Raw genomic sequence first — 12,235 nt, forward strand, 5'->3', positions numbered from 1 at the left:
AGGCCGCAGCCTCTTTTTTTTATGCCCATTGTTTTGATAAGTGAGCCATTTCAATTGCAGCAACAGCTGATTCATATCCTTTATTACCAGCTTTCGTACCTGCGCGTTCAATCGCTTGTTCAATTGTTTCTGTCGTTAATACGCCGAAAATAACTGGGATGTCCATTTGTAGTGATAAAGACGCAACACCTTTTGCTACTTCATTACAAACGTAATCGTAGTGAGTTGTAGCACCTCGGATTACAGTACCTAGTGTAATAACAGCATCATACTTTCCGCTACTAGCCATCTTTTTAGCGATTAAAGGAATTTCAAATGCACCAGGAACCCAAGCAACATCAATATCATTTTCTTCTACACCGTGACGCTTTAATCCGTCTAAAGCGCCGCCAAGTAACTTACTTGTAATAAATTCGTTAAAACGTCCAACAACAACTCCAACTTTTAATCCTGTACCAACTAAATGACCTTCGAATACCATAATAAATCTCTCCTTTAATTATAAGTTTAGTAAGTGTCCTAATTTATTTACTTTCGTTTGTAAATATGATTTATTTTCTTCTTTTGCCGGCATTTGCAACGGTACACGCTCGACTACTTCTAAATCGTAACCTTGTAAGCCAGCAATTTTTCTTGGGTTATTCGTTAATAATCGTAAGCTTTGTAAACCTAAATCTTTTAATATTTGAGCACCGATACCGTAATCACGAAGATCAGCAGGGAAGCCGAGTTTTTCATTTGCTTCTACAGTATCGAATCCTTCTTCTTGTAATTTATAAGCGCGAAGCTTATTAAGAAGCCCAATGCCTCTTCCTTCTTGTCTCATATAAAGAAGAACACCTTTTCCTTCACGCTCAATTTGAGCAAGTGCTGCATGGAGTTGTGGTCCGCAATCGCAGCGATGTGAACCGAATACATCTCCTGTTAAGCATTCAGAATGAACACGTACAAGTACCGGTTCACCTGTTGAAATATCACCTTTTACAAGTGCGATATGTTCTTTCGTATCTAATGAGTTAGAATAGCCAATTGCGTGGAAAGTACCGAAATCTGTAGGTAATGTAATTTCCACTTCTCTCGTCACAAGTGTTTCATGATGGCGGCGATAAGCAATTAAATCTTCTATTGTAATCATTTTTATATCAAATTGTTTTGCGCATTCTATTAAATCAGGTACACGTGCCATCGTGCCGTCCTCATTTATAATTTCGCAAATAACTCCAGCTGGTTCGGCACCGCATAGCTTTGCTAAATCAACAGCAGCTTCTGTATGACCTGCACGACGCAGGACACCGCCTTCTTTCGCAATTAATGGAAAGATATGTCCAGGTCGATTGAAATCAGCGCCTTTTGATGCGGGGTTTAACAATTCTTGTATCGTAGTTGCACGTTCGTGAGCGCTAATCCCTGTTGTTGTAGAAACATGGTCAATGCTCACTGTAAACGCAGTATGATGTGAATCTGTATTATGAGATACCATTGGTTCTAATTGTAGACGTTCTGCGTACCCTGCTGTAATCGGTACACAAACGAGACCACGGCCATGTGTAATCATAAAGTTAATTGTTTCTGGTGTAATGTACTCTGCTAAAGCAATAAAATCGCCTTCATTTTCTCGGTTTTCATCATCACATACGATAACGACTTTACCTTGTTTTAAATCTTCTAGAGCTTCTTCAATACGATGAAACATTGTGCTTCCCCCTTATAGAAATCCGTTTTCTTGTAAAAAGCTTTCAGTCATTGAACCTACTCGTTTTGTAGGTTTAGTAATAAAGCGTTCGATATATTTACCAATCATGTCACACTCAATGTTTACGATATCTCCGGCATTTTTTTCCCCAATGACAGATTCGCTTACTGTGTGCGGGATGAGTGAAATCGTTATGGAAGATTCGTCTATAGCAAATATCGTTAAACTCGTTCCATCAACAGCAATGGACCCTTTCTGCAAACAATAGCGCAGCAGTTCATCAGAAATTGCTATTTTGTAATAGACGGCATTGTAATGTTGTTTTTTATTTAAAATCGTTCCGATGCCATCAATATGTCCTGAAACGAAATGTCCACCGAATCGTCCGTTTGCAGCCATTGCTCGTTCTAAATTTACTTTAGAGTGCGGTTTAAGTATACGAAGTGATGTCGACTGCATCGTTTCGGGCATTGCATCAACTGTAAATGAAGTAGTTGTAAAGTTTGTTACAGTTAAGCAAATACCGTTAACCGCGATACTATCACCTAAGTGAACATCTGATAAAATTTTCTTTGCATGAATCGTTAATTTCATCGCTTCTCCGCTTTGTTGCATGTTTGCTATCGTTCCTAATTCTTCTACAATTCCTGTAAACATTTCGTCACCTCGTTTCGGGCATTCGCAACGATTTTTATATCATCACCAATTTGTTTCATCTCTTGAATTTTCAAGGAAAGCGCATCTTGTAATTTTGAAAAACCATTTCCTCCAAATAAAGTAGGAGCATCTTTCCCACCAATTAATTTCGGGCTTATATAGGTTACAATTTCATTAAAATTGTTTGTTTTTAAGAAACTTGCATGAATCGATTGGCCACCTTCAACGAATAGAGAAAGAATTTGTTTCTCTCCAAGAAAGGAAAGAAGGTCCTCGATTTCTATATGCTTCGTTTCCATTTGGAATATAGCTATATTTTTAGATTCATAAGAAGATATCTTCTCTTTCTTTACATCCTTACCGACAATAATCCATGTCGGTGCTAAACCATCTGTTATAACATGAGAAGATGGTGGCGTTCGTAAATGGGTATCTAAAACAACGCGAATAGGATGTTTCCCACCATTTGGAATTCTTGTTGTTAAATGAGGATTATCAGCTATAACTGTATTCACTCCAACAAGAATTGCATCATGTGTATGGCGATATTGGTGAACATCAGCACGTGCTTCTTCACCTGTAATCCACTTACTTTCACCAGTTACAGTTGCTGTTTTTCCATCTAAGCTCATCGCTGTTTTGATTGTTACAAAAGGGCGTTTCGTTTTCATGTAGTGAAAAAAGTAGCGATTTAATAAAACTGCTTCTGCTTCAAGAACACCAGTAGTTACTTCAATTCTAGCTTCCTCTAATCTTCTTTTTCCGTTACCAGAAACGAGCGGATTACAATCGAGAGTAGCAATTACAACACGCTTAACTCCTTTTTCGATGAGCAATTCACAGCAAGGTGGTGTTTTTCCAAAGTGGCTACACGGTTCCAGTGTTACATAAACGGTAGCGTCTTTGGCGTTCTGACCAGCCATTTGAAGGGCATGAACTTCTGCGTGTTCTTCACCAGCTCGTAAATGAGCGCCCATACCAACGATGTTTCCATCTTTTACAACAACAGCACCAACCATAGGATTTGGACTTGTTTGTCCTGATGTTCCTTCTGCTAACTGCAGGGCAATCCTCATATATTCTTGATCTGTCATTTTCTTCACCTCTCCAAAAAAAATCAAAAAACCCCAAGGATTTAATATCCTTGGGGTTTGGGAGACGTGATTTCTAGAAATATAGTTTGAATACGAAAGCATAGGAAAGAAACCTAACGATAATTGATATTTTTGCATAAGGAAAAAACCTAGCAAAATATCGAATTTTTAAACGCTAGTTGTCTCTTTTTATTTCAGTATAAAAAATAAGTATAGAAAATTAAACATATATAAAGAATCAAAATGAATCTTTAAAAATATGCATACTGAAATAAAAGTGTATTCACTATATAAAAAACTAGAAACATATCCTTCTCCCATCCAGACTATACTGTCGGCCCTAGAGTTTCACTAGATCCACCGTTTTCGAGTTGAAAACGGGTCACGGACTTAGAAGTTTTCACTTCATCACCGCCGGTTGGGAATTTCACCCGACCCCGAAGGATGCTGTTTGCTCAAATTATAGCACAAAAAAAATAAAAGGCTAGTAAAAAATATTCGAATGTGAAGAATTGTGTGAAAATATATGCAGGCTGGAATGGAAATAAAAGTATTAGAAATGTTGTAAAGAGAAGGGATATAACGGAGTTGCTAAAAAGAAAAAACATGCACAAAAAAATGTGCATGTCACATGTAAAATTATTCTGCCTCTGGTGCTCTAACAACAGACTCGAATTTACCTTTATGCGAAGCGTCGCAATAAGGCATATTTTTTGATAAACCACAACGGCATAAAGAAAATGCCGGTTTTGCTGGGAATGCATTCCCTTGTGAGTCGACTAATTCCACGTCCCCTGTAACGCGAAAAGAGCCATTATCATTTACTTTAATTTGTACTTTTGCCAACGTTATCCCTCCTTCCCAAACGCTTAATTTCATCATATAATCAAGGGAAGTGCTTGGCAATATAAAGTGAAACTTTAATTAGTGAGGGAGGCATCCCCCACTAATTATTAGTTGAACCAATCGGGCTTTTAGGGGCAGTTAATCTCTTACCTAACTTCTTTGTTTCAGCCGAATTTTGAGGTGGGAGTTTTACTGCCCGCAAATAGCGGAGAAAAAAGAGCACTTTGTTTGAGAAAGAAGAGAGTGTTATAATAGTTTTCATAACTGACTAGAGTAAGGTGACGAGAGATGGATAAACAATTACATACATTACGAAACATTGCAAATGAGCGCACGTGGGCATCATTTTTGAATGATAATCATCCATATAGTTTGTTACATTGGTCCATTGCAGGTGTAGGGCAAGAGGCAAAGGATGTTTGGTTACTTCAAGATGAAGTAACATTTCAAACGACAGAATTCCCAACGTTAGATGATGCAATGCAATGGATTTCTGAAAATATGGAACAAGTTACAGACGTTTTAGCGCAATAAAAAACAGGCTTATGCAAGCCTGTTTTTTGTTTCTTTCACATATGTGTTTAAAAATTGATCGACGGCTGCTTCGTACTCTTCTTTATTTTCGTTATAAGAGCAAGCGTGTGCACCGTGTTCTGCAATATAAAGCTGCTTATTATTTTCTTTCGCTTCATATAACGCTTTTGTCATATCAGCTAAAATATAGTCGTCATCTTTACTATGAATAAAGAGAACGGGATTGTTAATGTTTTTTATACAGTCGATTGGTGAAACTTCACGAATTGTATAACCGTCACGAACTTTCAAAAATGCGTTTGCTAAAGGTAATAAAGGCCATTTTGGTAAATGGAATTCAACCTTTAAACGGTGCTGTAATTGTCCGTGAAAATCAGAGAAAGGACAATCTGCAATATAGAAATCAGCACCATCTTCTACAAGTCCTGCGTATTGAAGAAGTGTTGCAGCTCCCATAGATTCACCATGAATACCAAGTGTAATATTGGTGCCAAAACGGTTTTTTAGCCAGTCAACTACGGATTTTAAATCATGTTTTTCATAGTATCCATAGCTTGTTGTTTTTCCGCCAGTTTTACCATGACGACGATGATCGTAAATGAGGACGTTATATCCCCTTTTTAAGAATAAGTTTGCATATTTTACAGAGTTTATTTTATTTACAGTTACACCGTGGCAAAAAACCATAAACTTATTGGTGGAATGACCAGCAGGAATGTAATATCCGTGAAGGTCGTATCCGAATTGTGAAGGGATATGAATTTCTTCTTTATGAAGAGCATCAAAATCCTCTATACGAAAATGTTTTTTCGTTTCTCTTTCGAGTACTTCTTCCTCTGTTTTTTTCTTTAAGTACATCACTTTATTTGTAAAGAAAATCCCAAGGGCAGTTATTGCACCTAGTATAGTAAACAATGCTGCAAAAAAACGTTTCATACTTTACCTCATCCTCCAAATACCGTTACATGTGATACACTTATATTGTATCACAATGATATAAAAGGGGAGAAATAGGAAATGCTGCATATACAAAAAATTACGCCAGCGATGAAAGAAACAATCCGAATGTTCATGTGTGAGAACTGGGGAAGTTCATTGATGGTTTCACGTGGTAAGGGACATCAGTTAGAAGAGTTGCCAGGATTTGTTGCGCTCTTAGATGACAGAATAATCGGAATTATAACGTATGAAGTGATCGGGAATATGTGCGAAATTGTATCGCTAGATAGCTTTGAAGAAAGAAAAGGAATAGGGACGAAACTTGTGGATTGTGTATTACAAGTTGCAGAAGAAGAACGGTGCAGACAGGTTTGGCTTATTACAACAAATGATAATATGAATGCGTTACGATTTTACCAAAAACGTAATTTTGTAATGACTAATTTATATGTGAATGCGGTAGAGGAGGCACGAAAAATAAAGAAAGAAATTCCACGTATTGGATATGATAATATCCCAATTTTACATGAAATTCAGTTGGAGTATCGTTTAGTGAAATGATGTAACAATTTTCAGAAATGTGAGTTATTAATCTTGACGGATAGTGTAATTTAGGTTACCGTAAATTTGTAATCTATTACCATATTAAGGGGTGACGATGTGGCAACTATACGTGATGTTGCAAAATTGGCAGGTGTTTCAGTCGCAACCGTTTCACGAGTTATTAATGAAAAAGGATACGTTCATGAGGACACAGTAAAACAAGTAAAGGAAGCAATTGAAGAATTACGTTATAGGCCAAACAGTGCAGCGAAGCCACTATTTAAAGAGAATTCAACGATAATTGCATTACTTGTAGATAATTTATGTAACCAATCAAACATCACTTTGCTACATTGTATTGAGGAAATAGCATATAAAGAAGGTTATCAAATCATTATTTGTAATATAGAGAATAAAGATAGATACATACATATGCTGAAGCAAAATAACATTGCAGGTGTTATTTTGACAAGAGCAGTTTTTAAAAGTGTAGGAAAAATTCCATTTCCGTTTGTTGTGATCGATGAGCAACAATCACATGGAAATTATTATGAAAGTGGACAGAGAGCTGTTTCTTTATTAAAAGAGAAAGGGTGTCACTTTCTTGCATATTTCGGTGAGGGAGAAGAAAGTGAAGAAATGGAAGATCATATAGCAGGGTTTTTAGACGCTGTTTGGGATGAAGGAATCTCTTATCGAGAAGAATGTGTACAAGGGTATACAAATAAACAATTTATTAAATTATTGCAAAACAATCCGTATGTAGATGGAATTGTAGCCTCAAGTGATCAGATTGCTATTGAGTTAATTCGGTCAGCGAGATTTCTAAATATACATATACCAGATAAATTAAAAATTGTTGGACCGAACGGGAGTATAGAGTGTGAATGGATAGGTTCATCACTACCGACAATTGAAAGCTATGTCAAAGATAACGGAAAAGTAGCTTTTCAACAATTAAAAGGAAAAATAAAAAAGTAAAAGGTGCGTTTTATACGCACCTTTTTATAATGTAATTGCGGCAATAAAGCCAAATATAAGTAACGGTATATTGTAATGTAGAAAAGTGGGTACACATGTATCCCATATATGATGGTGCTGACCATCAGCATTTAAACCGGATGTTGGTCCAAGGGTACTATCCGATGCTGGAGATCCTGCGTCACCTAGTGCTCCGGCTGTACCGATAATTGCAATTGTGGCCATTGGACTAAATCCAAGCTGAATGCAAAGAGGTACAAAAATGGTTGTTAAGATAGGGATGGTTGAAAAGGATGAACCAATTCCCATCGTAACGAGAAGTCCAATAACGAGCATAAGAAATGCAGCGAGTGGTTTGTTATTTCCGATTATATGTGCACTCGTTTGCACCAGAGATTCAACATGTCCTGTTTTTCGAAGAACAGCGCCGAATCCAGCGGCAGCAATCATAACAAAGCCAATGAAGGACATCATACGCATTCCGCTTGTTAATATCGCATCTGCTTCTTTAAGTGGTAGACTGCCACTAACTGATAAGACGATAATACCTGCTAAAGCACCGAAAATCATTGATTCGGTTGTTAATTGAACAGTTAATGTAGCAATAATAGATAATAACCCGAAAGTAATGCTACGTTTTGTATAGGGAACGATTTCATTTTCGGTAGTATGAATTTGTTCTGTTTCATACGTACGAGGTTTTCGGTACGTAATGAATACCGCTACACATAATCCAATAATCATACCAATTGCTGGAATAGTCATTGCTTTTGGAATAAGTGTGACATCAAATGTAAGGCCGCTTTGCGCAGCGTTGGTTTGTAATACGTCATGATAAATTTTTCCGAATCCTGCAGGGATCCACATATAAGGAGTAATCAATCCAAATGTAATAATACATGTGACAAGTCTGCGATCCACTTTCAGCTCATTTAATACTTTTAAAAGTGCTGGAATTAAGATGGGGATGAAAGCAATGTGAACAGGAATCAAATTTTGTGAGAAACAAGCCATCGTTAAAATAATGAATAAAATAAGTATTTTAGAATAAACTTGTTTTTTCGTGTCTTGTTCATTGCCAATCCATTTTAATGCAGTTTGAATCATAGCATCTGGAAGTCCTGTTTTGGAAAGGGAAATAGCGAAACCACCAAGCATTGCATAACTTAAAGCGATTGGAGCACTATTTCCAAGACCAGTTGTAAAAGTGTTAATCGTTTCTGAAATACCGAGTCCGCCGATAATTCCGCCTGTTAAAGCTCCAACAATGATGGCGACAATGACCTGGACACGTAACAAACTAAGCAATAGCATAATTGCTACTGCGACGAGTACAGCGTTCATAATAAATGTAATCTCCCTAAATATTTATTCTGTTAAGACAAGTAAATATGAAATGTTTTGCTATGTTTATACATACTTGCGACATATTATTATAAAATGTTTTCTATGAAATGTAAAAGAGCCTTTTGTTACTAATGCTGAAAAGCTAGCTCTTGTTTAATTGATTGCAAAGAATTAGCGAATAATTCTGGTTCTTCTAAATCAGGAGAATGTGCTGAATTTGGGAACCAAATCATCTTTTTTATAGGCGCTTCAATAATATCGCAATATTCTTGAACGAGTGCATAAGGAGTTTGATAATCATAGCGACCAGAACAAAAATAAACTGGAATAGATAAACTTGAGATAGAAGAAAAGAAATCGATTGTCAGCATTTCTTCCCATAAAACGCCAGATTTTAAATTTCCTGCGAGAAACTTGAACCAATCTAATAGCGTATACTCAGGAGAAAAGAAACCTTTTCGTATGAAAGAAAAGGAAGATCCGTTTTGGATTGCGCCTCCAAATGTGCCAAGCCACTTTCTTTGAATAATGAGACGTCTCGTATCTAAAAATGGTGGTTTGCCTAATTTTAAAAGGGAAGCTAATGCCTTTTTATGATCATGTTTTTTTGCAGAATGAATTAAATGTTGATATAGCAATTCTTCATTTTGTTTCATATGTACAATTTGCCCAATACCGATGTAAGCCTCGATATACTTTGGATATTGATGTGCTATGTTAAGCCCAATAATACTTCCCCAAGAATGACCAGCGAGAAATAGTTTTTGTTTGTTGAACCTTTTAAGTACATATTGAATCACTTCTTTTGCATCGGAAACGAATTGTTCGATTGTGAAATTTGCTCCGAAATCTTTCAGTGAAAAGGATTTACCAGCCCCGCGCTGATCCCAATTAATAACAATAAATTGCTTCTCTAATTCTTTTTGAAAATGGCGAATAAATCCGATTTGTGCCATCCCAGGTCCGCCGTGACAGCATAATAAAATAGGTTGCTCTACGTTTTGTCCACGCATAAGGAGAGTTTGTTTTCGATTATTAATCATAACGCTTTCTATCGTAGCGATACTATTAGGAATGAGTTGTTTGTTTTCATTATAGAACTGAGGGGTGTAGCTACGAAAAAGCATATTGAAAACCTCCTTTTGTGAAATCGTATGAATCGCACAGGCTATTCATTTTGCATATACTGTTAGAAAATCATTGTAACATACCATACTAGTGTCATTTCAACACGGGAGGAGGGAAATTGTGACGATTGGAGAAATTATAGATGGTTTAAATAGACGTGAACCCATCGCTATTATAGCAAAACGTCTTGAAATAAGCCCGTATACATTATCGAAGAAATTAAGATTGATTGGATACGAATATGATGGAGAGCAGAAGAAACGTATTTTTGTAGGAGATGGAGAAGAACCACGTCACTTACAACTCCAAGAAGCGACCGCCCTTCAATATGAGAAAACAGATTATCAATTGTTAATTTATGAGCAATTACAAAGCATTTATGAATTATTAAGAAAAAGAGAAGAAGTAATTGTACCAATTATGAGTAAAAGTACAGAGAAGAAGAGACGAACCTTTTCTATTAATACAGAAATATTATCACAATTGGACCTTATATCAGAATCGAAAGGAGTTCAAAAATCTAAACTTGTAGAAGAGGCGTTGCACCAATTTTTACAGCAATATGAAGTTGACAAAACATCACATTTTGATAACTAAAGAAAAGGATACTATGTTCATTGGAAGAACGAGTATCCTTTTTATGATGTATATTACATATAAAATAGAGGATCAGTATAAATCCTTTATGGCGTGAAAAATGAAATTTATTATTAGAGAAACACTTAATTTACTTTTTGAATTCTTCCATCAATAACTGGCTGAATTGGTTCTTTTAATTGTTTTACGTAATCGACTAACGCTTCAAAGTCGTTTGGACCAGTTTCTGCATTTTTACCATTTTTAAATGATACGAATCCGTCACCGCCAGAAGCTAAGAAGGCATTTGCAACTACGCTATACATTTTAGATGGAGATAATTCTTCACCGTTTGTTAAACGTATATTTGTAACTTTTTCACCGTTTGGTTTATTTGCATCCCACGTATATTGAATACCTGAAATTTGAAGCATTCTTGTTGTTCCTTTTTGCCATTGCTGATTTAAAATATCGCGAATGTCTTGACCTGTTAAATCTACTTTAATTAATTGATTTCCAAAAGGTTGAATGCCGTATAACTCACCCCACGTAATATCACCAGCATCTAAGTCATTACGAATGCCACCAGGATTCATGAGGGCGATTTGAGTTTGCATTGTTTGACGCTGAGCATCGGCAACTAAATTTCCAAGAGTGGACTCACCAGCATCATTTTGTTTACGGTCGATAGGTGCTGTAGATTTTCCGACTACTTCATTTACAAGTGGTGCAATTTTTTCTTTATATTGATCTAGTTTTTTCTTTACTTGTTTATCAGGTTCTACACCTTCATGATACGTTGTAACAACTTCAGCTTTTTTCTTTACAATATCCTTTGTTTTACGATCAATTGTTACATCCACATCTGAGAAAGCCGTTCCGTATGAATTTGCTTGGACAATTAGTTTATTATTTACTGTACCATTTACATACGTATGACTATGTCCACCGAAAATAACATCAACTTCTGGGTCTGTTTCATTTGCAATTCGAGTAAGATCGCCATTTGTTACCCCAGACTCATCGGTTGTTCCACCGACATGAGCAAGAACGACGATAGATTTAACGCCGAGACGTTTTAATTGTTGTGTTGATTTATTAATTGCTTCTACTTCATCAGTAATTTGTACATTGTTAAGCATCGTAGGCATAACGACATTTGGTGTATCAGTTGTAACAACCCCAATGAATCCTACAGGAACACCATCTACCATTTTTACAGTAAACGGTGGTAAAAATAAGCGGCCAGTTGATTTGTTGTAGAAGTTAGCAGCTACATAGGGGAAGTTAGCTCCTTTGAAATTTCCTGTTTTTTCATGATATCCACCGTAAATGAGGCGTTGCATTTCATCAATACCTTCATCAAATTCATGGTTTCCGATTGTACCAACATCAAATTTTAAGTCATTTAAAAATTCAATTGTCGGTTCATCTTGTAATAATGCTGAAACTGGTGGACTAGCTCCGACGATATCACCAGCATGTACGAGAAGTGTATTAGGGTTTTGTTTTTTACGTTCTTTTAAATAAGTAGCTAAGTAATCAGCGCCACCAGCTTCTTTATTATTGATTTTTTTAACAGTATCTAGTTGTCCATGGAAATCATTAATACCAAGCATTTGTACGTCTATGTAGCGGTTTTGTTCAGCTGGATTCTGAGATGGGGGAGCGGCAAATACGCTTGAAAAAGTAATGGTGCTTAAAACAGCAACGGCAGGAATAATTTTTTTCCACATAATATAATTCTCCTTTTTTTATAATCTGACATCATACGACATAATTTTAATAGATTCATAGGATTATAGCTACACAAAAATTTAGTCTTTTCGAAAAATTAACATATTTACAAAAAGTGAATAATAGAGTAAAGACCCTTTTTTATTGTCGATTTCATCGT

The 12,235-nt window shown here is 36.2% G+C and carries 13 protein-coding genes and 1 riboswitch; of the genes, 4 read left to right on the top strand and 9 right to left on the bottom strand.

What is annotated here, in order from left to right; all coding sequences use genetic code 11:
* Nucleotides 1–19 precede the first annotated feature (19 nt).
* From ribH to GBN78_RS05780, 5 genes are all read right to left on the bottom strand, one after another.
* A complete protein-coding gene (ribH, locus tag GBN78_RS05760) occupies nt 20–481 on the bottom strand; it encodes a 6,7-dimethyl-8-ribityllumazine synthase (protein ID WP_000230895.1) in 462 nt (153 codons plus the stop codon).
* A gap of 18 nt (nt 482–499) precedes the next feature.
* Nucleotides 500–1,693 (bottom strand): bifunctional 3,4-dihydroxy-2-butanone 4-phosphate synthase/GTP cyclohydrolase II, encoded by a 1,194-nt coding sequence (ribBA, locus tag GBN78_RS05765; protein ID WP_000468983.1) that lies wholly within the window; start codon nt 1,691–1,693, stop codon nt 500–502.
* Nucleotides 1,694–1,705: 12 nt separating this feature from the next.
* Nucleotides 1,706–2,350 (bottom strand): riboflavin synthase subunit alpha, encoded by a 645-nt coding sequence (gene ribE, locus GBN78_RS05770; protein ID WP_000493898.1) that lies wholly within the window; start codon nt 2,348–2,350, stop codon nt 1,706–1,708.
* Nucleotides 2,332–3,444 carry a bifunctional diaminohydroxyphosphoribosylaminopyrimidine deaminase/5-amino-6-(5-phosphoribosylamino)uracil reductase RibD gene (gene ribD / locus GBN78_RS05775; RefSeq protein WP_000131988.1) on the bottom strand — a complete coding sequence of 371 codons (1,113 nt, stop codon included), beginning with the start codon at nt 3,442–3,444 and terminating at the stop codon, nt 2,332–2,334. The genes ribE and ribD overlap by 19 nt, the downstream gene beginning before the upstream one ends.
* Nucleotides 3,445–3,749: 305 nt before the next feature.
* Nucleotides 3,750–3,893, bottom strand: a riboswitch (FMN riboswitch).
* A gap of 190 nt (nt 3,894–4,083) precedes the next feature.
* Nucleotides 4,084–4,290, bottom strand: coding sequence for a CDGSH iron-sulfur domain-containing protein (locus tag GBN78_RS05780; protein WP_001151579.1), 207 nt, complete (start codon nt 4,288–4,290; stop codon nt 4,084–4,086).
* Between the two features lie 288 nt (nt 4,291–4,578).
* Between GBN78_RS05780 and GBN78_RS05790 the strand changes: the two genes are divergently transcribed.
* Nucleotides 4,579–4,824, top strand: coding sequence for a DUF2552 family protein (locus GBN78_RS05790; RefSeq protein WP_000360793.1), 246 nt, complete (start codon nt 4,579–4,581; stop codon nt 4,822–4,824).
* Between the two features lie 9 nt (nt 4,825–4,833).
* On the opposite strand, the gene GBN78_RS05795 is transcribed toward GBN78_RS05790, so the two are convergent.
* Nucleotides 4,834–5,760 (bottom strand): alpha/beta hydrolase, encoded by a 927-nt coding sequence (locus GBN78_RS05795; RefSeq protein ID WP_000819234.1) that lies wholly within the window; start codon nt 5,758–5,760, stop codon nt 4,834–4,836.
* Nucleotides 5,761–5,841: 81 nt separating this feature from the next.
* On the opposite strand from GBN78_RS05795, the gene GBN78_RS05800 reads away from it, so the two are divergent.
* Both GBN78_RS05800 and GBN78_RS05805 read left to right on the top strand, forming a co-directional pair.
* Nucleotides 5,842–6,324 carry a GNAT family N-acetyltransferase gene (locus tag GBN78_RS05800; protein WP_000902432.1) on the top strand — a complete coding sequence of 161 codons (483 nt, stop codon included), beginning with the start codon at nt 5,842–5,844 and terminating at the stop codon, nt 6,322–6,324.
* Between the two features lie 99 nt (nt 6,325–6,423).
* The gene (locus tag GBN78_RS05805) at nt 6,424–7,287 is read left to right on the top strand and encodes a LacI family DNA-binding transcriptional regulator (protein ID WP_152127066.1); all 864 of its coding nucleotides are present in this window, start codon (nt 6,424–6,426) and stop codon (nt 7,285–7,287) included.
* 24 nt (nt 7,288–7,311) lie between these two features.
* Here GBN78_RS05805 and GBN78_RS05810 read toward each other — a convergent pair whose 3' ends face one another.
* Nucleotides 7,312–8,631, bottom strand: coding sequence for a Na+/H+ antiporter family protein (locus tag GBN78_RS05810; protein WP_000994808.1), 1,320 nt, complete (start codon nt 8,629–8,631; stop codon nt 7,312–7,314).
* Nucleotides 8,632–8,762: 131 nt separating this feature from the next.
* A complete protein-coding gene (locus GBN78_RS05815) occupies nt 8,763–9,761 on the bottom strand; it encodes an alpha/beta fold hydrolase (RefSeq protein WP_000898966.1) in 999 nt (332 codons plus the stop codon).
* Between the two features lie 121 nt (nt 9,762–9,882).
* On the opposite strand from GBN78_RS05815, the gene GBN78_RS05820 reads away from it, so the two are divergent.
* Nucleotides 9,883–10,359, top strand: a complete 477-nt coding sequence (locus GBN78_RS05820; RefSeq protein WP_000151927.1) for a ribbon-helix-helix domain-containing protein — start codon at nt 9,883–9,885, stop codon at nt 10,357–10,359.
* A 125-nt stretch (nt 10,360–10,484) separates the two neighbouring features.
* On the opposite strand, the gene GBN78_RS05825 is transcribed toward GBN78_RS05820, so the two are convergent.
* Complete coding sequence (locus GBN78_RS05825; protein ID WP_000265548.1) at nt 10,485–12,074, bottom strand: bifunctional metallophosphatase/5'-nucleotidase; 1,590 nt, start codon at nt 12,072–12,074, stop codon at nt 10,485–10,487.
* Nucleotides 12,075–12,235: the final 161 nt, after the last annotated feature.

The organism is Bacillus sp. B2-WWTP-C-10-Post-4 (assembly GCF_009183805.1).
In the GTDB taxonomy this organism is placed as follows: Bacteria; Bacillota; Bacilli; order Bacillales; family Bacillaceae_G; genus Bacillus_A; species Bacillus_A cereus.